General features: G+C 67.9%; 18 protein-coding genes and 1 pseudogene. 7 read left to right on the forward strand and 12 right to left on the reverse strand.

Annotation, left to right across the window (positions count from 1 at the left end):
• Positions 1–52 precede the first annotated feature (52 nt).
• Genes LI336_RS18995 through LI336_RS19005 form a run of 3 tightly spaced genes read right to left on the reverse strand, consistent with a single transcriptional unit; the run spans position 53 to position 6384 of the window.
• Entirely contained in the window at positions 53–2605 is a 2553-nt protein-coding gene (locus tag LI336_RS18995) for a hypothetical protein (RefSeq protein ID WP_227134746.1), read from the reverse strand.
• Positions 2602–5880, reverse strand: coding sequence for an ATP-binding protein (locus LI336_RS19000; RefSeq protein WP_227134747.1), 3279 nt, complete (start codon positions 5878–5880; stop codon positions 2602–2604). Before LI336_RS19000 ends, LI336_RS18995 begins: the two co-directional genes overlap by 4 nt.
• A 9-nt stretch (positions 5881–5889) precedes the next feature.
• Positions 5890–6384: a hypothetical protein gene (locus LI336_RS19005; protein WP_227134748.1), complete on the reverse strand. Its 495-nt coding sequence runs from the start codon at positions 6382–6384 to the stop codon at positions 5890–5892.
• Positions 6385–6966: 582 nt separating this feature from the next.
• Here LI336_RS19005 and LI336_RS19010 point away from each other — a divergent pair.
• The 5 genes and pseudogenes from LI336_RS19010 (at position 6967) to trxA (ending at position 10776) form a co-directional block, all read left to right on the forward strand.
• Positions 6967–8160 carry an MBL fold metallo-hydrolase gene (locus tag LI336_RS19010; RefSeq protein WP_227134749.1) on the forward strand — a complete coding sequence of 398 codons (1194 nt, stop codon included), beginning with the start codon at positions 6967–6969 and terminating at the stop codon, positions 8158–8160.
• A gap of 239 nt (positions 8161–8399) precedes the next feature.
• Positions 8400–9575: an inorganic phosphate transporter gene (locus LI336_RS19015; protein ID WP_227134750.1), complete on the forward strand. Its 1176-nt coding sequence runs from the start codon at positions 8400–8402 to the stop codon at positions 9573–9575.
• A 105-nt stretch (positions 9576–9680) separates the two neighbouring features.
• Positions 9681–9825, forward strand: a pseudogene (locus LI336_RS20530) (MFS transporter); the annotation flags it as partial.
• 118 nt (positions 9826–9943) lie between these two features.
• Entirely contained in the window at positions 9944–10348 is a 405-nt protein-coding gene (locus LI336_RS19020; RefSeq protein ID WP_227134751.1) for a helix-turn-helix domain-containing protein, read from the forward strand.
• 68 nt (positions 10349–10416) lie between these two features.
• The gene (gene trxA, locus LI336_RS19025) at positions 10417–10776 is read left to right on the forward strand and encodes a thioredoxin (protein ID WP_227134752.1); all 360 of its coding nucleotides are present in this window, start codon (positions 10417–10419) and stop codon (positions 10774–10776) included.
• A gap of 313 nt (positions 10777–11089) precedes the next feature.
• On the opposite strand, the gene LI336_RS19030 is transcribed toward trxA, so the two are convergent.
• From LI336_RS19030 to LI336_RS19060, 7 genes are all read right to left on the reverse strand, one after another.
• Complete coding sequence (locus LI336_RS19030; RefSeq protein ID WP_227134753.1) at positions 11090–11896, reverse strand: ABC transporter permease; 807 nt, start codon at positions 11894–11896, stop codon at positions 11090–11092.
• Positions 11893–12702, reverse strand: a complete 810-nt coding sequence (locus LI336_RS19035) for an ABC transporter ATP-binding protein (protein WP_227134754.1) — start codon at positions 12700–12702, stop codon at positions 11893–11895. The genes LI336_RS19030 and LI336_RS19035 overlap by 4 nt, the downstream gene beginning before the upstream one ends.
• On the reverse strand, positions 12699–14696 hold the full coding sequence (locus LI336_RS19040; protein ID WP_227134755.1) for a NosD domain-containing protein: 1998 nt from the start codon (positions 14694–14696) through the stop codon (positions 12699–12701). Before LI336_RS19040 ends, LI336_RS19035 begins: the two co-directional genes overlap by 4 nt.
• Positions 14697–14823: 127 nt before the next feature.
• Positions 14824–15510, reverse strand: coding sequence for a cytochrome c biogenesis protein CcdA (locus LI336_RS19045; protein WP_227134756.1), 687 nt, complete (start codon positions 15508–15510; stop codon positions 14824–14826).
• A complete protein-coding gene (locus LI336_RS19050; protein ID WP_227134757.1) occupies positions 15507–16049 on the reverse strand; it encodes a TlpA family protein disulfide reductase in 543 nt (180 codons plus the stop codon). Before LI336_RS19050 ends, LI336_RS19045 begins: the two co-directional genes overlap by 4 nt.
• Before the next feature lie 39 nt (positions 16050–16088).
• Positions 16089–16877, reverse strand: a complete 789-nt coding sequence (locus LI336_RS19055; RefSeq protein WP_227134758.1) for a sulfite exporter TauE/SafE family protein — start codon at positions 16875–16877, stop codon at positions 16089–16091.
• A gap of 3 nt (positions 16878–16880) precedes the next feature.
• Positions 16881–17570, reverse strand: coding sequence for an SCO family protein (locus tag LI336_RS19060; RefSeq protein ID WP_227134759.1), 690 nt, complete (start codon positions 17568–17570; stop codon positions 16881–16883).
• A gap of 106 nt (positions 17571–17676) precedes the next feature.
• Here LI336_RS19060 and LI336_RS19065 point away from each other — a divergent pair, with 106 nt between their 5' ends.
• The gene (locus tag LI336_RS19065) at positions 17677–18522 is read left to right on the forward strand and encodes a nitrous oxide reductase accessory protein NosL (protein ID WP_227134760.1); all 846 of its coding nucleotides are present in this window, start codon (positions 17677–17679) and stop codon (positions 18520–18522) included.
• Between the two features lie 381 nt (positions 18523–18903).
• Here the strand turns inward: LI336_RS19065 and LI336_RS19070 are convergent, their stop codons facing one another.
• Positions 18904–20844 (reverse strand): serine hydrolase domain-containing protein, encoded by a 1941-nt coding sequence (locus tag LI336_RS19070; RefSeq protein ID WP_227134761.1) that lies wholly within the window; start codon positions 20842–20844, stop codon positions 18904–18906.
• A 506-nt stretch (positions 20845–21350) separates the two neighbouring features.
• Between LI336_RS19070 and LI336_RS19075 the strand changes: the two genes are divergently transcribed.
• The gene (locus LI336_RS19075) at positions 21351–22232 is read left to right on the forward strand and encodes a CPBP family intramembrane glutamic endopeptidase (protein ID WP_227134762.1); all 882 of its coding nucleotides are present in this window, start codon (positions 21351–21353) and stop codon (positions 22230–22232) included.
• A 543-nt stretch (positions 22233–22775) separates the two neighbouring features.
• On the opposite strand, the gene LI336_RS19080 is transcribed toward LI336_RS19075, so the two are convergent.
• A complete protein-coding gene (locus tag LI336_RS19080) occupies positions 22776–24155 on the reverse strand; it encodes a Cdc6/Cdc18 family protein (protein ID WP_227134763.1) in 1380 nt (459 codons plus the stop codon).
• Between the last annotated feature and the right edge of the window lie 739 nt (positions 24156–24894).

Here is a 24894-nt window from a genome sequence, read left to right on the forward strand (position 1 = left end):
CAGGCCACGACCCCGGCGAGGACGGAGGGTTCCGTTCCGGCTCGCGTGACGCTCAGAACGGGCCTTCGCCGACTCCGAACGAGTCCGGGGCATCGTACTCGCCCCGGTCGAACTGTTCGGCGGTCTCCTGTGACGGGATCTCCAGTTCGTCCCCGGGATGGATGAGGTCGGGGTCGTCGATGCTCGCCGTCTCCACGTCCGCTTCGGCGCTTGCATCCGACGCGGCCTGCTGGAGGTCCTCCGCGCCATCGTCACCACTGTCGACGTCGTCACCCTCTGCTTCCGCGTCGCCTTCCGACGCAGCGTCAGCGCGTTCCTCGTCGGTCTCGAACTCGCTATCGACCGATTCTGCATCGAGTTCGGCCTCGCCGAGCCCCTCCGCGGCTGCCTCCTCACCGTCGACCTCGCTCTTGTTCGCTTCGTAGATCACGCCCCACATCTCCGGGTCGCCGTACTCGTCCTCCGCGATGCTTGAGAGGGTGTCCCCAGCCTCCACCGTCCGCGTGTGGCCTCCCTCGCCAGCCCCTTCTGTCTCGGGTTCCGCCCCGCCTTCTGCCTGGCCGTCGACTGACTCCTCGGACCCGGTGTCGCCGATATCCTCGGGGTCGTCCGACGCGGGTCCCATGTGGATACCGGTCGCGTCCTTCTCCGGGTTCAAGTCGGTGTCGTCGCCGATACCAGCCGCCTCCTCACCGATTGCCTCGCCGGGAGGTGTTCCCTCCCTCGCCTCCGTGTCAGCACCGTCGTCAGTGTCCTCCGATGCGGGACCCATGTGGATGCCATTCGCGTCCTTCTCCGGGTTCAGGTCGGCCTCGCCATCGTCCTCGGGTTCCGCTGCACCTTCCAGCGGTTCGCTCGAAGCCTCGACGCCGAACGCACCGTCACCCTTGCCATCGTCACCGGCAGCGTCGCCTGCGTCCTCGACCGATGCGTTCGAGAGGTTCGAAGCGGCTCGGCCCTCTACAGGATCGGCATCCCCGTCGTCCGCTGCGTCGGCAGCACCGTCGACCGCGCCGTCGGAGACTTCCGACGCAGCCGTACCGATGGCATCGCTTGCCCCATCGACGGACTCACTTCCAGACGCGGGCTGGTCGACGTCGTCGCTCGCAGCTTCGATGTCCCCGAGTGCCTCGTTCGTCACCTGTTCGCTGTGATCCTCGACCGCCTGCCCGAACGTCTCGGCGTCGATGTCACCCCGGGCTACGGCATCGGCCGCGTCCCCTATCGAATCGAACCCTCCAGCGAGGTCGTCACCGTCGCCGGCAGCCGACTCGCCGTCCGTGCGTTCACTGGCGTCCACAGCCACCGATTCGTCGCCGAAACTCGTGGGGGTCTCGCCGCCTTGACTCGGTCTTTGGTCGACGCTCGCGTCACCACGGTCACCGTCACCGACCGCTTGCTCGGCGTTCGACACCATCTCATCAATCACCTGCTCGTTGTAGTCCTCGACGGCCGCCCCGTAGGTCTCGGCGTCGATGTCGCCGTTCGCCACCGCCTCCGTAGCTGCGTCCAACGAGTCGAACTGCCCCGCGAGCGCAGCATCTCCCTCGCCACTCGCATCGCCCGCGTTCGACCCATCGCCGTCTTCAGCGTCCGACCCATCGCCATCTTCAGCGTTCGAACCAACGCTATCGCCCGCGTTCGACCCATCGCCATCTTCAGCGTCCGACCCATCGCCATCTTTAGCGTCGTCGCTACGCTCGGCCGTGTCGGTTGGAGGATTGGTGCCATCGCGTCCGTCACCGCTTCGCTCGCCGTCCTCCTCGGTCGACGTTTCCTCGTCGGCCTTCTCGTAGACGAGGTCGACGTACATGTCGGTGTGCGCTTCGACCCGTTGCTGGAAGCTCTCGCGGTCGAGCTCCCCGCTCACCATCGCTGCCGCCGCCTCCCCCAGGTTCTCGTACTCGTCGCCCAACGCGGGGTCCGCTTGCTCGCCGCCGGTCGTCTCCGCTGGTGTGCCGTCCCCACCGTCACCCTCTGCGGCGTCCGCGTCGCCCTCACTGCTGGCGGCCGTCGCATCGACCGACTCGGCCGCGTCGTCTGGCCTCTCGACGTCGAGTTCCCCGGCCTCGGCCGCCTCGCGAACGTCGTTGACCACCTCGATGTTGTGGTCCCAGACGGCCTGGCGGAAATCGTCGCGACTGATGTCGCCGTCCAGGGCGGCATCGAGGGCGTCGGGGAGCGAGTCGAACTGGCCCGCGAGTTGGTCGCCTGAGTCCCCGGCTGAGTCGCCGGCCTCGTCGTCGGCGTCGGCTGCAGCGGCCGTGGCCGTCTCCACACCGTCTTCAGCCGCTTCGGCCACGTCATCTACCGCCGAAGCGATGTCACTTCCGGCGTCGACGACCTCGTCCCCGGCCGCAGCAACCGCATCGCCGAACCCGCCGAGCGTGGAACCGTCTTCCTCTTCGCTCTCACCGCCGGCACTCCTCTCTTCGCTCTCACCGTCACCGCTCCCCTCACTCGCGCCCGCCTCCGTGTCACTCTCCTCCCGACCACCGTTCGCGCGGTCGCGGTCCTCGGACGACACCTGTTCGGCGTCGTCGCCGCTATCGCTCGTCTCGTCGCTCTCACGCCCGTCGTCGGGGTCTGGATTACGTTCACTCATTGCTCGTCACCGTTGTCTGGGGCGAGGACGGAGCCGATTCCGTCCACGAGTTTCGCCTGTAGTGCGGCGTCGATGGTATCGACCTCCGCTGCGGCCTGGACCGCGACACAGCGTGCGCCGCGCCACTTCGTCGTCGCCGACGCATCTGCGGGCAGGAATCGATCGGCTGCATCGCTAGCGACGCCGGACACGCGCTTCCAGAGGCCGTCAGTGGATGCTGCGAGTGCATCGGTCAGGTCGTCACCGACGCCGCCCGCGACGAGTCGCTGCGCGTCGACCGAGTACCGACAGCCGCCGTCGACCGCCTCGTACGACATGCACGGACACGCCTGGACGGCGAACACGTCGGCGTACCGCTCGGCGAACCCAGCCGGCGTGACGGGACCCGTACTCGCCGCATCGCTAGCACCCGTACTCGCTGCGTCGCTGGCAGCAGTTTCAGCCGTCGTTCCCGCCAGCTGCGAGGCTTGGATTCGCGCGTCGTCCGCGAGCGCGTCCGCGAGGACGGTCGCGAACGACGCTTTCAGGTCCTGGATCGTCTCGTAGGGCGCGTCCACCGATTCCCCGAGCGACTCGAAGTGCGTCTCGATGGCGACGACGAGCGCTGGCACCGCGAGGTCGTCGAGGCGCGCCCTCGGGACCTCCCCGGCGACCGCGTCGAGGAGCGCGCTCGCGCTCGCGTCGACGGACTCCAGCGATTCGCTCGTCGCGTGTACGGTCCGCGCGAGCGCATCCCGGGCAGCAGGCGTGTCGACCATGGGCCGAACCTCGCGACGGAGCCGACGCACCGTCGTTCCGTCCGCCGCAACCCACGGGTACGCCTCGTACTTCTCCGGATGCGCGTTCCGCGTCCGCTCCGCCTGTGCCCGAATCCGCGCTTCGAGGGACTCGTCGGCTGCCCCACCAGCACCAGCGTCCGCGGACGCGTCCCGTTCCACGTCGACCTTCCGGAACGGGACGTCGACGAGGATGGGGTTGTCGTCCGCGCCGCTGAACACCGCGGCTTCGCCGACGCGAGAGAGGCCGAGCCAGCGCGTCTGCTCGGCGCTCGCTCCCATCGACCCGCCGAGGAGCCGGCGGTCGTCGTCGGCCAGCAGCCGGTGGACGACCTTGAGGTTCGTGTTCTTCACGACCGACGGTGCGAGCTTCGCCGGCGTCTGGTCCACGACCAGCGCCCCCTCGCCGTACGCGCGGATCTCGGCGAGCAGGTTCGTGAACGACTCTACCGCCTGTCCAGCCTTGTTCGAGGACTCCGGCCCGCCCGAACTCGACGCCGACAGGAGTCGATGCGCTTCCTCGACCACCGTCACGTGATTCAGGGACGCCCCTGCGGCGTCCATCGCGCCACTCGACTGGTAGTGCTCGTACAGCGAGAACAACACGAGCCCCATCAGGAACGCCTTCTCGTCGTCGTTCCCGACCGCATCGAGTTCGAGGACCGTCGGCTGCCCGAGCAAGTCCTCGATCGGCACCGACGTGTGCGTGTCCAGGAGCAGGCCCTTGCTCCCGATTCGGAGGTTGTCGAGCCGGGTCTTCAGTGCCGCCGAGACGTCCTGCGTGATCTCCTGGTCGTAGCCGAGCGAGTCGACGACGGGGTCGATCTTCTCGTAGAGGTCGGTGATCGTCGGTTGAGCCTTCGGGTGGTGGCCGCGCCGGTTCGTTCCAGTGACGAGGTCCCAGCCGCGGTCCTCGTACACCTCGTGGATGGCTCGCTCAAGGATGTACGGCATCGGCGCGTACATCACGAACGTCGCGTTGAACAGCGCGGTCAGGTGGTCGATGTGGCTGCTCACGGAGACGCCCGGCCGTATCTCGAAGGGGTTGATGCGGAACGGCGCGGTCGTCTCGTCGCCGAGCGTGAACACCTGGAGGTCGTCGCCAAGTTCGCTGTCGAGCAGCCGCCGGTACTCGGTCTTCGCTGGCTCGACGACGAGGAAGGGGACGTCGCGGTCGGCGAGCTGTCGAAGGACGTGGAAGACGGTGTTCGTCTTCCCGCTCCCGGTGGTGCCGACGACGAGCCCGTGCCGGTTGAGGTCGGCAATCGGGACGTCGTACTCGTGGTCCGTCGGTCGTCCTTCGTCGAGGATGGTCCCCAGACTGACCGCGGCCTTACCGGCCTCGCCGCCGTGTGGTGTCACGTCGAACTGCGGCTGCGGGCGAACGTGGAACCCGGACGTCTCCCGGGTTGGCAGGTGCAGCATGGCCGCGACCTCCACCGAGCAGAGGACCGTCGGATACCGATACGGGTACTCGAACGTCCCCGGAGCGTCCGGGCCGGCTGCGGCCGGGATGGCGAAGTCCGCTGCGAGCGAGGCAACGTCGGGTGCGGGTATCGTCCTGATGGGGTCCGGGTGCGAGTCGACCCCGCCGAACGCACCTGTGGCCACTGCGCACGCACGGTCACGCGTGGTCCGGTCTTCGGTGAGGAGGTACCCGACGGTGTGCCACGCACCGCTCGCCCGCCCGGCGGCGAGCTTCTCGCGAACGCCATCGAGCACCTGCTGGTACGCGGACGCGATCGGCGTCTCCCCCTCCGCCCGCTGGACGCTGGTCTGGACGCTCCGGAGTTCGTTGAGCGTCCGGTCCGACAGGCCCTCCACGCGCTCGGAGGACACCGGTGACGCGGACACGACGTACGCCCAAGAGTCGCTCCCGAGCGACCGGATCAGTCGGTCGAGGCCGACACCGGTGTCCGCATCGAGCTCACGGCCCGGCGCCCGGTCCGTCCCGAACTCGAGGGGCGTGGCCGGACTCCCCGTCACGACCGCCCCCGCCGTCAGCGGGTCAAGGCTCGAGGCGAGCGTGGACGACGCCACCGGGTCGAGTTCGATGCCCGGATACGCACCCGCGAGCAGGTCGTCGAGCGGCACCGCCCGTCCCGCCGCTTCGTGCCCTCCGCCTCCCGTAGTCCCATCGGGTGCGTTTTCAGCGCGTGCGGCGGATTCGGCACCCGTGGTGGTCCCGGCCGCGGTCGCGTCGGTGGTCGCCGGCCACGTCGCGAGGTAGACCGACACCCCCGAGCGGTCGCCGACGACCGCAAGCCCGATACCGTTCCCCGCGCCGGCGAGTCCAGTGAGGACGCTCGAGATACCGTCCAGCGGGTTCGTTCGAGCGTCCCAGTCGTGGTCCGGGATGCTTCGAACCTGCCAGAGTTGGAGCGAACCCGGTTCTGGGCCCAGCGTTTGACTCCCGGCGAGCGAGGCGGACCCGGCGTCGTCGAGGAACGCGCGTTCGACGTACTTGACGTGCTTCGTGGTGACGTTCGGGCCAGGCATGCTACACCCTCACCGCACCGCGCCCCAGACCGCGAGTCCGAGGATGACGAGGAACGTACAGGCCACGCCAACCGCGAGCCCCTGCCCAGCCCCCGCGAGCGTCCCGTTCATCGCCCCGCCCGCAGCGGACCCTGGGACGATTCCGATCAATCCACCGAGCCCACCGAGCATCGCGCCGACGGCCGGCGGACCGAGGAAGACGAGCGTTCCGAGTTCGCCCCCGTCCGGCGAGAACGTCACGCCCGTCGTCTCGTTCTCCACCTCCGACACCTCCAACAGTCCGTCACCGGAGACGCTCCCGTGAACGGTCACCTCGTCCCCTTCCGAGACGACGTTCTTGGCCTCGATCGACTCGGCACGCGCTTGCGTGTACCCCGTGACGTTCCCCGTCTCGTCCGTCTGTTCGACCCGGAACGAGAGACTCGAGGGCGTCTGCATCTCGTGCCAGGTGACGTCCCTGACGACCCCCGTCGCCGTCGCATCCTCCGACCCCAAGAGTGACATGACTCCTTCATGCTGCCCGATGATAATAACTACTCGGGTGAAACGACGCCATCACCCGCTGAACGCAGAAGAAACCTGCATTTCGGGGTATCCCTCCGTGCGTCTGCGCCACGCTCGCCGGCGCGAACGCGGACACTCGAGGAACGCACGCGAGCCGATACGTGCTCGCATCTCGGCGTCGACAGCGGACGACGTCGCCCCACCGAAAGTATCGTCGGCGACCCGGTCGTCGAGCGGTGACGCGTCAACCGAGAGTATCGCCGCCAGCCCAGTCGTCGAGCGGTGACGCGCCTACCGAGAGTCCGTCGTCAGCGATGGCAGCGTGGTCGGTCGACGGTCGACCCCCGGACGCGAGCGCCCGGCTCGGACCCGTGCGAGGTCGTGTCCCGCGGTCCGGACCCAGTAATCTTGTACTTATTGCGAAATCCTACTTTGCTGTTGGCCTCGTCTATGCCGCTAATCAGGGCATGAGTCCGCGTCAAGGTGCTATTCCAGGCCCATGAAGCCCAGTAGTATTGTGGGATAAGGGAACTACTATGCAAGCCTTTTTGTGTGGCCGGCCGGTAGTGGCGGGTACACACCATGGATGTCGACGACTTTCCGGCACCGAACGTGGACGTGGAGACGGCCGACCCGAAAGCACTCAAGCGACGCATCGACGCCGGCGAGGACGTCACCCTCCTGGACACCCGCATGGCGTCCGACTACGAGGAGTGGCGGATCGACGGGGAGTCGGTCACGTCGATCAACGTGCCGTACTACGAGTTCCTCGACGACGACATCGACGAGGACGTCCTCGACCGCATCCCAAGCGACCGAGAGGTGACCGTCCTGTGCGCGAAGGGCGGCGCCAGCGAGTACGTCGCCGGCGCGCTCGCTGAACGCGGGTACGACGTCGAGCACCTCGAGGACGGCATGAACGGCTGGGCGAGCATCTACGAGACCGTCGAAGTCACCGACTACGACGGCGCGGGCACGCTCCTCCAGTACCAGCGTCCGTCGTCGGGGTGCCTCGGCTACCTCCTGTACGACGACGGCGAGGCCGCGGTCATCGACCCCCTGCGCGCGTTCACCGACCGCTACCTGGCGGACGCGGACGACCTCGGCGTCGACCTCAAGTACGCGTTCGACACGCACATCCACGCCGACCACATCTCCGGCGTGCGCGACCTCGACGACGCGGGCGTCGAGGGCGTGATACCCGACGCTGCGGTCGACCGTGGCGTCACGTACGCCGCCGACCTGACGACCGCCGAAGACGGCGACACCTTCGCCGTGGGCGACGGGACCATCGAAGCGGTCTACACGCCGGGACACACGACCGGGATGACCTCCTACCTCGTCGACGACGGCCTGCTCGCGACCGGCGACGGCCTGTTCGTCGAGAGCGTCGCTCGACCCGACCTCGAGGACGGCGACGAGGGCGCGCCCGACGCCGCCCGGATGCTGTACGAGTCGCTCCAGGAGCGCGTGCTGGCCCTCCCCGAAGACACCCTCGTCGGCGGCGCTCACTTCAGCGACGCCGCCGAACCCGCCGCCGACGGCACGTACACGGCGCCGATCGGCGACCTCGTCGCCGAGATGGACGCGCTCACGATGGACGAAGACGCGTTCGTCGACCTGATCCTCGCGGACATGCCGCCGCGGCCGGCGAACTACGAGGCCATCATCGCGACGAACCTCGGCCAGCAGGCCGTCGACGACGACGAAGCGTTCACGCTCGAGCTCGGGCCGAACAACTGCGCCGCCAGCCAGGACTCACTCGCGGGCGACTAGCGAGACCGGTTGCGCCCTGGTCGGCCTTCGAACGGCAGCAGTCCCTCCGCCACCGCCGACCTCCCCGTGGTCGTCGTCGCCGCGTCCGACCACGGACCTCCCCGGAACCGCAGTGACCCCGGAGAGCTCGCCCCGACGAGTCCAGTGTAACGCACGCGACCGGACTCGAAGGACGCTCTCGCACGAACGTCCTCCCCCGACCGCCCCCGCAGAACGCCACTCCCACGACACACACTCCAATGGAACTCGCTCTCGTCGGTCTCTTCGTCGGTGCCGCACTCGCGAGCCTGTTCATGGCGTGGGTGATCGGTGCCGGATCCAGCGGCGCGACGCCGTTCGCACCCGCCGTCGGCGCGAACGCGATCGGGACGATGCGGGCCGCGTTCCTCGTCGGCGTGTTCGGGTTCGTCGGCGCCGTCACGCAGGGCGGGAACGTCTCGGAAGCCATCGGGAGCGGGCTCGTCGGCGGCACGAGCCTCCCAGTGACCGGCGTCATCCTGGTGCTGGTGCTTGGAGCTGGCCTGATGGCGATCGGTATCGCGACCGGGTACCCGATAGCGACCGCGTTCACCGTGACCGGCGCCGTCATCGGGGTCGGGCTCGCACTCGGTGGAACGCCGGTCTGGGCGAAGTACCAGCAGATCGCTGCCGTCTGGATGCTGACGCCGTTCGTCGGCGGCGGCATCGCGTTCGCGATCGCGAGCGTCCTGCCCCGCGCCGACGTCCCCGAGCGGTTCAGTATCCCCGCGCTCGCCGGCGTCGTCGGTGCCGTTCTCCTGAACGTGCAGTTCGGTTTCCTCGGTGAGGCGGGCACCGCCGGGAGCGTCCGCACGGCCGTCCAGCGTGCGTTGACCGTCGACGGCGTACTCTCCGCGGTCGCGATCACTGCCGTCGGCGCGTTCGCTGTCGCCGTCGCGGTCTGGTGGGACGTCCGCCGTGACGAATCCGGTGGGCTCCGGCGCGTGCTGCTCGCGCTCGGGTCGCTCGTCGCGTTCTCCGCGGGCGGCAGCCAGGTCGGGCTCGCCGTCGGCCCGCTGCTCCCGCTGCTCGACGAGGTCGGCGTGGTGTCGTCGTTCGCCGTGCTCGTCGGCGGTGGCCTCGGGATGCTCGCGGGGTCGTGGACGAGCGCACCCAGGATGATCAAGTCCCTCGCACGGGACTACTCGTCGCTCGGCCCGCGGCGCTCGATCGCCGCGCTCGTCCCGTCGTTCCTGATCGCGCAGCTGGCGGTCCTGCTCGGGGTACCCGTCTCGTTCAACGAGATCGTCGTCAGCGCGATCATCGGCAGCGGGGCCGCGGTCGGCGGCTGGGCGGCCGTGGACGCGCGGAAGATTCTCGTGACGCTCGGCGCGTGGACGGGGTCGTTCGCGGGGTCGTTCGCACTCGCGTATGGCCTCGCGTTCGTGCTCCTGTGACGGTGAACGACCTGCCGTGACGGCGGGTCCAAGGAACCTGTCTCCGCGATGAGTCCAAGCACTGGCCTCAGGTGAGGCAGCCGCGAACGCGCTGGACAGTTCTCGCTGCACCTCCTGCTGGTGTTCGCGACCGGGTTGACGATCGGACCCGACCGCACCGTGGGTCCCGTCCTGGGGGAGGAGGTGCTCGGTGTCGAGTCGGTCATCGCGATGGTCTCGTTCGCTCCCCTTCGGTGTCGTGGAGTCCATCCGGCTGGTCGACGGGTCGGTCGCTGCGTCCGCGTTCACAGGCCCCTAATCGTGTGCGAGATTGTGAGAATCGCACACAAGTCTTTTCGTCGCGCGTCACGTACGTCGACGCGATACCGATGTCAGATTCGATGTCCGAGCAACTCCGACAGGACATGGCGTGCGAGGGACTGCTCCGGTGCTTCCACGGCCTCACGAAACTCGACGAGGAGTGCTTCCTCGCGCTCGTCGAGGCCGACGAGCCGCTGACCGTGGACGAGGTCGCCGATGCGGTCGACCGCGAACGCTCGACCGCCTATCGCGCCGTACAGCGGCTCTTGCAGACCGGGTTCGTCGGGAAGGACCAGGTCAACTACGACGAGGGCGGCTACTATCACGTCTACTCGCCGACCGACCCCTCGCAGATCGCCGACGACATGCGGCGGCTGCTCAACGACTGGTACGCGAAGATGGGACAGCTCATCCAGGCGTTCGAGGACAAGTACGAGCAACCCGAGCCCGCGTCTCCCGCCGTCGAGAGCTGACCGAGCGTGTATAGTATTGTAAGTATCATCCACAACCCTTAATTGTGGGCGGTGCCTACGACCTGTCGATGACAACCGAAACTGCAGCCGACACCGGTACCGGCAGCACGGACGAACCCCAGCACGTCGACGGCACCGCCGAACTCGACGCGCTCGTCGCCGACAGCGACGTCGTCCTCACTGACTTCTACGCCGACTGGTGCGGCCCCTGCCAGATGATCGAACCGATCGTGGAACGACTGGCCGCCGAGACCGACGCGACGGTCGCCAAGGTCGACGTCGACGCGAACCAGGAACTCGCCGCCGCATACGGCGTCCGTGGCGTCCCCACCCTCGTGCTGTTCGCCGACGGCGAGCAAGTCGAAGAGATCGTCGGTATGCAGGGCGAAGAACAGCTCCGCTCCCTCATCGACCGATACACCAACTGAGACCACGGCAGCACTGTCCTCCTCCCCACTACGCCGCCCGAACGCGCCGCTCCCCACCCGCTCCGTGAACGAGCGGACGCGACGCCCACCTCCGAGTGGACGTCGAGGGAGCCTCACGCTGACCGTGACCGCTCCTCCGCCCACCGAATGGGACTTGGAGCGGTGAACCCGCTCCCGAGCGGCTCGGAGCGCTTCGAGACGACCCCGCCGTCGTTCCTCGAAAACTGGGGCGCGTCCCTCGTTCGGTATCCGAAGTACCTCCAGTCCTGGGCCGGCACTCGCGGTCGGTCAGTGTAGCATCGCCACGACCGCGTCACCGCCAGGCGAGGCGCGATGCGAGCGCGAGCGGCACGACGACCCACGCGCACAGCGCGACCATGCTGAGGAGCGCAGTCGGCCCGTCGGGGACGACGACACCGGTGGGGGCGACGCTCAACTCGAAGACGAGACTCCGGTACGCGCTGTTCGGACTGAGCGCGAGCAGCGAGGCCGGAGCGCCCGTCGCGACGCCCTCTCCGGTGAGCGCCCCGAGCAGCGCGCCGTCGAGGCCGACGGCGAGTGCCACGACCGCTCCGGTCGCGAGCGCGAGCCCGCCTCGCGTCGAGCGAGCCGCGGCGGAGACGAGGAGTGCGATAGCGAGGACGACCAGCACGAAGAGCGTCGTCGCCAGGACGTACCGCAGGTAGAGCGCCACTGAATCGACGGTGGCGTGCGACGCGATGACGGACAGTTGCGGTTGCCCGGTGAGCGGGACGACCAGTCCGGCTGCGGCCAGCCCGAGGAGGACGAGCGCGACCACGGCCACCGCACGACCGAGGTAGACGCCGAGGACGTACCAGTACCCGTCGACCGGGTAGGTACGGATCGTCGCCAGTTCACCGCTTTCGCGGTCGCCGAGCACGGCCCGGTACCCGAACGCGAACGACAGCACGGGGACGAGCACCTCGACGGGCGTCAGCAGGTCCAGGACGAGTCCGAGGTAGGCTCCGGTCCCGCCGAGCCATCCGATACCGCCGACGAGGAGGACGTAGCCGACGCCTGCCAGCATCAGCGTCGGCGTGCGGACGACGGTACGGAGTTCGCGTTCGGCGACGTCCAAGAGCGGGCGGACCTCGGTCACTGGCGGGCACCCCCGTGGAGTCCGGGTGCGACTCCGGCGGTGCCTCCACCGTACCCCAGCGTCTCGATGGCGGCGTCGAGCGTCGACGCGTCGGCCTCGGCCAGCAACTCCGCTGGCGGGCCGGTGGCGACGAGTTCGCCGTGGTCGACGAGCAGGACCGTGTCGGCGAGGCGGTCGACCGCGTGCAGGTCGTGCGTCGAGAGCAGGACGGTCCCGCCGCCGGCCGCGATATCCCCGATCACGGTCCTGAGGCGTCGCGCCATCGTCGGGTCGAGGCCGTTTGCCGGTTCGTCGAGGACGAACACGGACGGGTCGCCGACCATCGTCTGGGCGATACCGAGCAAGCGACGCATACCACCGGAGAGCGCGTCGACGCGTCGATCGGCGACCGCGGAGAGCCCGACGCGTTCGAGGATGGCGTCGGTGTCGACTGGTCCCGGCACGAGCGCGCCGTAGAACGAGACCGTCTCCGCCACGGTGAACTGGCCGCGGAACGCGGACTGCTGGGCGAGATAGCCGACGCGTCGACCGTCGCCGCTGCCGACGGAGACGTCGCCAGCGTCCGGTTCGAGCAGGTCGGCGACGGCCCGCAGCAGCGTCGTCTTCCCGCTCCCGTTCGGTCCGACGACGCAGGCGACCGTCCCGGGGGAGAGACTGAAGGAGACGTCGCCGAGCACGTCGAGGTCGTCGAAGGCGTGGCTCAGGCCGTCCACCTCCACGGCGGGCTGCCGTCCGCCGCGCTGTCCGTCGTCGGTCTGTTCACCGTCGGTCCGTCCGTCGTCGTCCGTGCTAGTTCGTGCGGTCATGCTGTGGACTCGTTGGTCGTCCTGCTGCTGTTCGTGTCGTTCGCCGGGATGCGGTCGGGGTTGACCGGGTCGCTGAGCGGAGCCGGGTCGACGATGCTCGGACGACGGAGTCCCGGCGCCGCCTGCTGGAACTGGTCGAACAATCGAGCCGCGGGTGAGTGTGCGAGCGCGTTCGCCAGCGGGGAGTGCCGAGCGCTCCGGTCCACGGCGTCGGTCGGATCGTACGTCCGGTCCACGACGCCGTCGCCGTCCCGGTCCACGCCGGGCACGGGCCCCCAGTAGTTCCCGCGACCGTCGACCGCCCAGCTCTCGAGTGCCGCCATGCCGGCCGCGACCGAGCGGTCGTTACCCACGATGTCGTTCTCGAAGACGTCGTTGGTGGGGAGCGTCGTCGCCGAGCGGACACCGACCTCGTTGCCGACGATCGTGTTGGCGCGGTAGGTCGACCGGGTGGTTCCGATCGAGATACCGACCTCGTTGTTCACGACGACGTTCCCGGCGACGTAGGAGGCGCTCCCGGCGACGCTGATCCCGACGCTGCTGTCGGTGACGTCGTTCCCGACCACGACGTTCCCGCTCGGGCGACTCATCACGTTGAGGCCCGTGTTCACGTCCTCGATGGTGTTGTTGGCGACGAGCGTGTCGCTGGTGAACATGTCGTGGAACCCGAAGCGGACGTTCTCGACGTGGTTGTCCCGCACGACCATCCCGTCGGCGTAGTGCGCGTAGACGGCGTCTCGCCCCCCGTCGAAGTGCGAGTCCTCGACGACCATCCGCGAGTACATCGGGAGGACGCTCATGAACCCCTCGAACCCGGCGGTGCCAGTCACCTCGACCTCTCGGACGACCGCGCCGTCGCTGTCGAGCGCGACGATGCCGTTCGACGGCGTGTCGATGCTGACGTGCTCGACGAGCGATCGGTGTGCGTCGCGCAGCCTGATGGCCGCGTCGCCGTACCCGTAGGCGAGCCTGATGCGGCGGTCCCACGCCGAGCCGTCGTCCGCCTCGAGCTCCCCGGCGTTCGCGTCCCCGACCCCGACGATCCGCAGGTCAGTGATCGCGACGTCCGGTGCGCGAACGAGCACCACGGAGTCGTCTCCGCCGCCGTCGAGGACCGTTCCGGTGCCGGTTCCCGTGAGCGTGAGTGGCTGCTCGATCGTGAGGTTCGCGTCGTATCGCCCAGGGAGAAGCCTGACAGTGGTGTTCGGTGGTGCGTCGTCGACGACCGCATCGAGCGTCGGGGCGTCCTCGCCGAGGACGACGGCGGACGGCGACCGGTTCGTCGACGCCGAGAGCCGCTCGGTCGCTGCCACGACCGCCCGTTCGTCGGTGCCGACGACCGTCGAAACCGGTCGGTCGTTGGCTGCTCGCGCCCGGTCGACGGCCCGGTCGGCCCAGCGATGCCGGGCAGCGACCTTCGGCTGGTGGTCGCTAGCGGCGTCGTCGTCCTCGACCCGGTCCTGCAGCGCCGTCCAGCCCAGGACTCGACCGTCGTGGTCCTCGGCGAACGCCCGCGCCGCCGCCCGGTCGCCGAACGGGACCGCCATTGGGCCGGCGGGCGTCCGTGCGGGCGTCCCGACGACGAACCACGCGTCCTCGGCGCGCGTCCACGCCGGCGCGGAGGCGTTCGGGAGCGTCACGTATCCGTCGTCGGTCACTCGCGGCTCCGTCCCGGCGAGGTCGGTGACGAAGACAGCGAGCGGCTGGCCGAACTGAGCGGTCTGCTGTGGGTCGGTGACTCCGGCGACGAGCGCATCGGTCCCGTAGTAGCCGACGACGTACTTGTACTGCGAGTAGAACACCTGCCCTCGCGGGATCACGTAGCCGGACTCCCGTGCTCGTTCGACGTCGACGCCGGTCAGGCCGGTCGTCAGCGTCCGGTCGAACGGGACTGCCGACAGCTGGTCGCCGCTACCGGGGTCGACTGCGAGGCCCGTTCCCGCGAGGAGGAGGACGAGCACGACGAGGACTCCGACGGACGTGACGGCCCTCATCCGCCAGTCACCCCCGCGCTCGTTCGGCTTCCGTGCAAGACTGCCCGGGTGCCTCCCCGGGCCGTCGGTCCCCGAGCGGACCGCGGTCCAAGCGCGTGGCGGTCGCCCCAGCGGTGGTATCGATCTGTCATGGCGGTACTGGAATCGACGGGAGCGCGTTCGGTGCAATCGCGATCACGAGCTGCCCGGAGCCGGCGAGAACGAGGACGACGCCCGAGGCCCGTTCGACGCGATCGCCGAGCGCGGCGAGCCGACCGGTCGCGCCACCGAACCCGAGCCCCAGCATCACGGTGACCACCAGCAACGGGAGAGCCGCAGCCAGCGCGTACGCCGAGACGACGGCGACCGCCCCGGCGAGGGGCAGCGAGACCGCCTGGACCACGACAGCCAGGAAGACCGGGAGGACACAGGCCGCCGACGCACCGGCGTACCCCGCGCCGAACAGAGCGAACCCCGACGTGTTCGCGCGACGCGCGGGCAGCGGGACGGTCGGCGTGAGCTCGCGCCCGGTCAGGACGAGACCGCCGAGGGCGACGAGAGCGACCCCGACCGCGGGTTCGAGGACCGGGAGCGCCCGGGCGACCGGGCGACCGACGAGGACGGCGAGGCCAGCGAGCGCGCCGAGAGCAGCGAGCAAACCGACGCTGGCAGCGAGGCCGCGCGAGACGACGCCAGCCACTCGCTCCTTGCCATCGGCCGCGGTCGCGTAGAACCCGACGTACCCCGGCACCAGCGGGAGCGCACACGGCGACAGGAACGTCGCGACGCCCGCACCCGCTGCGAACGCAACGTGACTCCCGAACGACTCGATCACGACCCCCCACCGTCCCTCGCGGCCCGGATCTCGGAGACGATTCGTTCCGCGCTGGTTCGCCCGGTATGCCGCCAGGTCACGCGACCGTCGGGACCGACGACGACGGCCGTCGGAACGCTGGTGGCGTCGAACCGCCGAGCGAGGGCGACGCCGTCGTCGACGCCGACGGGCCAGCGCCCGTCGTGGTCGACCCACCAGGCCGCGACGTCGTCGGTGGAGACGGTCAGGCCCACGGGCTCGCTGGTCACCGAGAGGAACTGTACGTCGTCGCCGACCTGGCCGTATGCGTCGGCGACGACCGACATCTGGGCCGCGCAGATCGGGCAGGTCGTCGCGAAGAACTCGACGAACGTCACGCGCCCCGACTCGGGCACGGTCGTCGTTCCGGCAGCGCTACCGGGCGCGTCGACCGTCTCGACGGTCACCGCCTCCGCCCCGTCGCCGTCGTCACCGGCCAGGGAGCCAACGAGGCCGCTACAGCCGGCGGTCGCCACCGTCGTCGCGCCAGCGACCGAGCCCAGGAGCTCACGCCGTCGCACGCCGACCACCCCCTGAGGCGCCGCCGCGAACGGGACCGGTCACCACGGCTGGAAGTGCGGGAGCGGGATCGCTGGGAGGCCGATACCGAGTGCCGCCAGCCCGTGCTGGAGCGGCACGTACCCCAGTACGACGAACGTGACACCGAGCACGCGGTGGAGTTGCTGGCGGCCGCCGACGTCCAGGCTCTCGAAGATCGTCCCGGTCAGGAAGACGGCCGGAACGGTCCCGAGTCCGAGCGCCGCAAGCGCTGCCGCCCCACCCACCGGGGAGCCTTGCACGAACGCGTACAGGTACGCCGGGTACAGGAGTGGACACGGCAGGAACCCGTGGACGGCGCCGAGACCGGCGATCCGGTAGTCGCCGACCCACTCGTCCACTCGTTCGAGGAGCGCGTCCCGCACCGGTCTCGCGACGCGTTCCAGTCCCGGAATCGGAACGGCCCGCACACCGCCGCCGGTGACGTAACTCGCGCCGACGGCTGCGACGACCAGACCCACGACGATCCCCGTCACCGCCCGAACCTCCGTCGCGACGAGCGTCACGTCCCGGACGCTCACGAAGACGAGCTGGCCCGCGAGCCCGAAGAGCCCGCCCAGGAGCGTGTAGGTCACCGTCCGTCCGAGGTTGAACACCGCGTGCTGTCGGACCGCCCGCATCGAGAGGAAGCCACCGCGGCCGCTGTCGCCCATCCGGTCGGCGTAGACCGCGACCAGCGGACCGCACATCCCGATGCAGTGCGCGCCACCGAGCAACCCGACGAGGGCAAGGATCGGGAGCCCGAGCGTCTCCGTGCCGAGGAGTGGATTGGCTGGTGTACATGACGTCATCGGTCACGTGGTCGCCTCGACGACCGTCTCGACGTCCGAGAGCACGCGCTCGTGGTCCGGGCGGTCGGTCCGGTAGGCTCGTTCGACGGTCCCGTCCGGGTTCCGGAGGAACGTCAGCGACAGATGCCGGAAGTCGTACCCGGGCAGCCGTTCGGACTCTCCCGCACCGAGACGGTCGAAGGTGATGCCGAGCGTCTCGTCGACGACGGCCTCTGCGCGCGCTGCGGATTCGGGCCGGAGGAACCGCCAGTTCCCCGCGTCCATGTCGACGTTCATCCGCTGCCCGTACTCGCGGAGGGTCTCGGCGTCGTCGCGCTCCGGGTCGAACGTGATCGCCAGGAACGTCACGTCGTCGTCGATGCCACGGTCGACGGTTCCCTGCTGGACGCCCGCCAGCTGTCCGATGAGGCGAACGCACTCGACGGGGCAGGACGCGAAGAACGCCGTCACGAGCACCGTCCCGTCGACGTCATCGCTCGCGACCACCTCGCCGGAGAGCGGGTCGGGAACGGCGAACTCCGGCAGCGTCTGGCCGTGAGCCGGGTACGGGAGTGCACTGCTGTCGTGCTGCTGGTCCGCCTGCGGACCGAGTACGGTCTCGTTCCCGTCGCCCCCACCGAGAACCGACGTGAGACACCCGGTGCTCGCGGTCGCGATCCCGAGGCCGGCCGTGAGGTACGTTCGTCGCTGCATACTCGGCGCTTTCTGGCTGGTGGACGTAAGCAGTCTGGTGCAATACTCGAACTATTACGACTACCGTACCAGAGTGACTTTCGTCGGCGTAGTCGAACGTCCAAGCATGAAGGACCGATACTCGACGCGGCTGGACAGACGGACGATGCTCGCACTGTTCGGAAGCGGGTCAGCAGCCGCCCTCGCGGGCTGTCTCGGCGGTGACGACGGCGCTGAGACGACGACCCCGGCCGGGACAGAGACGACGAGCGACGAGGTGCCCGACGCGTACCGCACCGCGACGGCCCTGAACGGCAACGAACGCGACCCCGGTTCGCTCGTGGCGAAGAGCGACCTGAGCTACCAGCCCGAACCGAAGAACGGACAGCAGTGCTCCGGGTGCGCCTACTACGTCCCCGACAAGAACGACGACGGCGTCGGCGCCTGCACCATCGTCGAAGGGACGATCGAACCCACCGGGTACTGCACGAGTTACGTCGCCCACGAGGACGAGACCAGTAGCGGCGACAACCAGGCGCGCTCTCCCACGGACGTCCCTCAGGACGCACAGTGCGCCGTCTGCAACATGAAGGCCGCGAACTTCCCGACGTGGAACGCCCAAGCCGTCCACGCCGACGACACCAGGGAGTTCTTCTGCACGTCCGGCTGCGCGACGACGTACTACGCCGTCCCCGGAGAGTTCGCCGACACCGACGCCGACATCGCGGGCCTCTGGGTCAGGGACATGGAGTCGCGGGACCTCGTCGACGGAACGACCGCGTACTACGCGCTCGAGACCGACGCTGACCGACTCGACGACCCGATGCGGGTGAATCCCGCGCCCTTCGCCGCCCGCGAAGACGCCGTCGCGTACGTCGACGAGGTCGAGTACCTCACCGAGGACGACATCGTCGAACTAGCAGCATTCGATCGCGAACTCGCCGAGCAGTACCGCGGCCAACTCCTCGAGTGACCCGACTGGACCGCCGCCTCACGCATCTGCCAGGCCGCGTCGAAGCCCGACAACTACCGGGGTCAGTACTGAAGAGAGAGGCCGCGTTCGGCACGACCAGCAAGTCGTATTCACAGACGCTGCGCTGAATCCCCGCACCGTTCGCGATCCATATCTCGCACTTCGAAGTTGCGGATTCCTCGTACGAACAGGTGCGCCCGTACCCGACCGTTCAGCCCGCACACCGCGTCGGTGCCATCGCAGACAGCGCCGTCGACTCCACGGGTACCGTGACCAACCCTCGCTATCCCGAGCTCGGGCACGACGTCGCCGTCGCGTTCCCCCACGAAGCCCTCACCGAGTGCCTCTAGCGCCGCCCAACCGACCGGTCCCGTCGATCGCCTACAGCGGGAGGACTCCGAGCAGGGACAGCTGCCACGCGAACAGCACCGCGAGGAGCGCCACCAGCGAGTAGTGCACGCGCACGAGGCGAGTCCAATAGGCGTGGCGCCACGCGAGACCAGCCGCGGCGACGGCGGCGACCGTCCCCGCAAGCGCGACGAACCGAAGTATCTCACCGGCTCGGAGCGTCAGCGATGGTGAGGCGGCTTCCGCGTTGAAGTTGATCCACGCGAGCGCGAAGACCACCAGGACGACCAACCAGAGGAGGCTCACGACGCCGAGGAGTGCTCGGCTGGCTCGCTCGCGGCGACTCGGCGGCTCCCGGCCACGGACTCGACGCCAGACCGGGGCCCCCGCCCACAGCAGGAGGACCGAGACGAACGCGACGACGCCCGCCCCGACGACCCCCTGCATGACGCTGTTCGACTCGTACCACGGCACTCGCTCGTAGGACGCCGGACCGAACGCGTGTCGATACATGTGTGTTGCACTACCCTCGTCGTCGAACCCGAAGACGAGGTAATCGCTCCCGCCGACCTCCTCGTAGACACCGGGCTCGCGTTCCACCCACGTCCGGGTGCCTTCACCGAGACGAGTGGTCGTGAGGGAGCCGTCGTCGGTCACGCCGACCGAGTAGGTCCGCGTCATCACGCCGAGGAGGCGCTCCCAGGACGAGTCCGAGATCGTCAGTGACCGGTAGTCGCCGGCGAGTGCCGCGGCTCTGTCGGCCGCGCCAGCCGGCGGACTCAGGATTGGCGTCTCCGACTGCGGGTAGTACCGGTTCACGAACGCATCGAGGAGGTCGAAGCGAGCGGCGTGCCCGCCGGGGGCGTTGTAGGCCACGAACAACCCGACGTCTCGCTCCGGGAAGAGCGCGAGCAGACTCTTGAATCGGGGGGTATCGCCCCAGTGACCGACGATACGTTCGTCGCCGTGGTCCATCTCGATGAACCCGTACGCCATCCCGTTGAGCTCGGGAACGGCGTGGGATTTCGTGAAGTGGCGTCGATGCATCTCCGCGACCGTCTCGGCGCGGAGGATGCGCTCGGAGCCGAGCACGCCGTCGTTCAGGTGTGCGAGCATGAACCGACCCATATCGGGGCCCGTGGTTCGGAACGACCCGCCCTCGGGCGGCAGCGTCCAGGTCAGAGGCGGCTGTGCTCGGTAGTCGCCGTTCTGGTACGTGTACCCGACCGCTCGTCGCTGTTCGAGGTGCTCGGGGAGTGGTTGTGCGTACGTGCTGTTTGCCATCCCCAGAGGCGTGAATATCCGTTCGTGGACGTACTCGACGAACGTCGCGTCGTACTGTTCGGCGAGGACGTGTCCGGCGAGAGCCGTCCCGTAGTTCGAGTACGCCACGAACTCGCCCGGGGGACGGACGCGCTCGGGCTGGTGTGCAGCAAGGATTGCTTCCATGGATGGGACGTCATCGGGCGAATCCGCGAGCATCCCCGCGAAGCTGTCTTCGAACCCCGCCGAGTGGGTGCCGAGGTGTTCGAGGGTGATCGGCTCGGGATACGCGTCGGGGATGGAGACTGCGGAGTCGGTCAGGTACTCGTTCACGTCCCGGTCGAGTTCGAGCTGCCCGTCCTCGACGGCCTGCATGACGGCCGTCCACGTCACGAGCTTGCCGGTCGAACCGATGCTGAACACGGTCTCGTTGGCGACGACCGGACGCTCCGCTTCGAGGTCGGCGTACCCGTAGCCTTTCGCGACGGTGATGTCGCCGTCGTCGACGACGACGACGGTGGCGCCAGGGACGTGGTGTTCCTCGAGTTGCCGGGCGATCGTCTCGTCCAGCCACGATTCCAGTGCATCCAGGTCGGAGACTGTGGGTCCTTCGGTTCGCTCGACTGCGAGCGTCGACTGGCCAGATTGGGCGGTCGCTGTCGCGACGACGGACGAGCTGATCAGAACGGCGACGATGGCCAGGACGACCATGGTGTGTATCGATTCGTGGTGCATGGATTGGGGGTTGGATGGGTTGGCTCTGGGTTCGGTTCACCCGGTCTGTACGACTCGAGAAACGGAGGGACGGGACTCACGCGAGGGCAGGGTTCGAGTCGGCCAGCGAGGCGAACGAGACCATCGCGTCACGTCGTACGGACGTCTGGACCACCGCAATCGACTGCCTTTGGATGGAATCGTCGTCCGTCTCTCCGAGCATCGGGGTACGGTTCTCCAACGAATAAACGATGACAGCGCACATAAATTACTACGGTCGTTTACGAATTATGAGACTTCGATAATACGTCCCCGAAGCCGTTCCAGGAACGTCAGAACTGATGGCTAAGTCGTTAATACACACACCAATAGGGCATATGTCCCCCAATCACGTTCGGGCGACATCACTCGTTCCCTCTGACAGCAGATAGCAGACCGCACAATATCTCAAATCTGTAGAATGATATGGCAGGCATACTGTGTCCGGCGCTGTATCTAGACGTATGAACCGAGATCAACTCCACGCACGAGTCACCGACCACCCAGTTGCCTCGTTCTTCCTGCTCGCGTTCGCTATCTCGTGGGCGGGCTTCCTCCCGTCCGTCGTCGGCGCAGCGGACGCCTTCGGTGGACTGAACCTCTTCGTCGCCCAGTTCGGTCCGGCTATCGCTGGCGCCATCGTCCTCTGGTATAGCGGCGGCTCGCTACGCGAATGGCTCGGTCGCATCCTCCACTGGCGCGTCCCCCTCCGCTGGTGGCTCGCAACCCTCGCCATCCCCGTCGTCATCTTCGGAACGACGAGCTTGGGATTCGCGTTCCTGGGCTACGAGCCAGAACTCTCTCGACTCCCCGACCCCCTGATGACGTTCCTGCCGACGCTCGTCGGCCTCTCGCTGATCGCGGGACTCGGAGAGGAACCGGGATGGCGCGGGTTCGCTCTCCCGCGGTTGCAAGCGACGTACGGCCCGCTGTGGGCGACCGTCCTCCTGGGAACGGTCTGGGCGATCTGGCACCTGCCATTACTCGCCGTCGATCCGCGTGCGTCCCACGGCATCACCGACCCGGTCGTACTGGCAGGGCTCTTCACGCTCACCGCGATCGGCATCCTCCTCTACGCGTTCTTCTACACGTGGGTCTACAACCACACCGGGAGCATCCTCCTCGTGATGGTCCTCCACGGCGGCTTCAACACGGCAACCGTCCACCTGATGCCGTTCGCCGACGAGGTCGTCTTCGGTCCGACCTACACGACGCTGCTGACGTTACAGGTCGGTATCCTGTTCGTCGCCGTCGTCGCGCTCGTCGCACTGACCCGTGGCCGGCTCGGCTACGACGCCGACCGCCACCGAGAGCGCCGAACGGAATCCGGAGCCCCGGTCGCCTGACCACGCTCCGCTCCTCGACGGCGACGACATCGGTCACCCCTCCACGTTCGCCCCTCCACGTTCGCCCCTCCACGTTTGCTCGGCCGCTCACTCCGCGAGAAATCCAGGACCGAGCACGTTCGATCGCTCGAGACGCGAAACGGGTGGGGAGCGTCCGCTGCTCGCAGTGCTGCACCGGCCGCGAGCAGGTCGAACATCTACCCGAGTTGCGTCGCGACACTCATTCACGGGCTCGTGACCGGACCGGGCTCGCACGGACGACGTCGGCGTCAGACGACACGACGACGCCACCGTCCCTCGAACAGGTGCGTCGTCGGACACGTGGAGCGACTGCCGTGCGGTGCATGCGGAGAGAGGTCGCCTCGTATCGTGTTACGTGCTTTCGTCGATGGAGGAGTCGACGGACCAGATCGCGTTCCACAGGAGACGTCGGCCGTGCGCCCGAAGAGCGCCTTCCCGACCGGAAGGTGGCACGCCGCCTCGCGAGCGTCGTTCACAGCCGTCGAACGCTCGAGATCGTGCGATAGGGTGTCGAGGTGGCTGTCAGTTCTCGATTGCGCGTTGGATGCGGTGCTGCATCGCGTCGTTGATCGGGATGTCGCTGAGGCGGTCGTCGAGGCCGACGGATTGGAGGATGAGGCTGGGGTCGTCGAGGAGCGAGAGTTCCAGGTGGGTGCCTTCGCGATAGCCGTCGCTCGTCCGGTTCATATCGACGATCTTGAGGGTTTCGTACTCGCGGAGCTGGTCAGTGATGCGTTTCTGTCCGAGCGCGTCCGCGCTGATCGCGTCCGCGAACGCGCGGTAGACGCGGTACATCTCGGTGGCTTTGAAGTACGAGCGGTCGGTGAAGTGCTCCATCGCTGCGAGCGCGGCCATCGCGATCTTCGCTTGCGTGGGGCAGCCGCGGATGAGGTCGCGGAGTCGCGTGACCTCGGCGTCGTCGTTGGCGGCGCGAACGTGGTCTTCGGTGACCTGTTCGGCGCCTTCGTCGCGGGCGACCTCGCCGGCGAGTCGGAGCAGGTCGATGGCGCGACGGGCGTCGCCGTGTTCCTGGGCGGCGAATGCGGCACAGAGCGGGAGGACGTCGTCGCTGAGGACGCCGTCGCGGAAGGCTTCGGCACGGCGGTTGAGGATGTCGCGGAGTTGGTTGGCGTCGTAGGCGTCGAAGACGAGGTCGTCGGGAGCGAAGCTGGAGGTGACGCGCGTGTCGAGCCGGTCGCCGTACTTGAGGTCGTTGCTGATGCCGATGACGGTGAGGCCGGCGTCGATGTCGTCCTCTTCCCCCGCTCGGGAGAGCTGCATGAGGAGTTTCGAGTCGTCGGCTTCCTCGGGCGTGACGTTGCTCTGGAGGGCCTCGTTCGGGGCGAGCCGGTCGATCTCGTCGAGGACGATGATGATGGCGTCGTAGAGTTCGTTGATGATCGTCCAGAGGCGGTCGTAGTACGCGCCGGTGGAGATACCCGAGTGCGGGATGGTGACGTTGGTTCTGGTTGGGTCGTTCAGTTGGGAGGCGAGTCGGATGACGGTCTGCGTTTCGCTGCGGCGTTGGGCGCAGTCGATGACGACGAGGCCGATGTCGACGTCGGCGTCGTGGCCGCGTTGGACGACCTCCCGACCGACGTATTTCGTGACGAGTGTCTTCCCGGACCCGGATTTGCCGAGGATGAGCGTGCCTTTGCCGGAGGCGCCGTTGATGGCGGGTTTGAGGCGGTGTGCGACGGTCTCGATCTGCTCGTTACGGCCGACTATCTTCTCTTCGTCGGGGACGACGTTGGGGTCCAGGAGGCTTTCGTCGGTGAAGATGGGGTCCGGTTCGTCGAGGACCGAGAGGGGGTCGTCTCGGGGTGGGCTGGTGGCGCGTGAGTGGGCGACGGCGCCGTGGGCGGTGGCGAAATCCCCGAGTGTGTCACCGTCGGTAGACATACCACCAGGTTTCAAATGAAATGCCCTTAGTTCTTTCCGTCGAATCGGTGTTCTGCCGGTAGAGGCGCTCTTCGTGTCCTCGTCGCTGGAACGAGTCTTCCCGCTGGTGTCGAATAGATTCGTGGGCGTGTTTCGAATGAATATCGGGCCGTGGTGGGTGCTCGCGAAGGCGTCCGACACCGGATTTCAGATGATTTTCTGTCGTGCGGGCCGGAGTTGGCGGGGCGACGAGACGGGGACTGGGATGTCGTCACGCGGCGAGCTCGCTCACGCATCGAGTGCATGAACTACAAAGGTCGGTCCGGCATCCAACACCGGATTTCAAATGATTTCTCGCCCAACCCACGCGACGCTCGAGCCACTGACACCGGATTTCGAATGAAATCCCCGGTGACGCAGTCGCCACCGACGCTCGAACTGCAAGTCGGTTCGGTTCCACACCTCATCACCAGTTGCTTTCCTCGCCCCTCGGCAAGACGGATGTCGACAGAACTCCAACGAGGATCAGCGTCGATCGGGACACCCCCACACCGGATTTCAAATGAAATCGGTTCTACTGGAAGGGGAGGGGGTCGTTTCCCAGGCCGCTCTCTACGGGCTACTCTGAACGGATTCCCGCGGTACAACACGCTTCACGGCCGTTTTCTCACGTTTCGCTTCGATTGGAACCCCGCTCCATACTCGCGTTATTATATAACTAGGGTTCTAGGCAAGAAGAAGAAGAAGAAAGGCCACATAC

This window comes from Halorubellus salinus (assembly GCF_020567525.1).
GTDB lineage: Archaea > Halobacteriota > Halobacteria > Halobacteriales > Natrialbaceae > Halorubellus > Halorubellus salinus.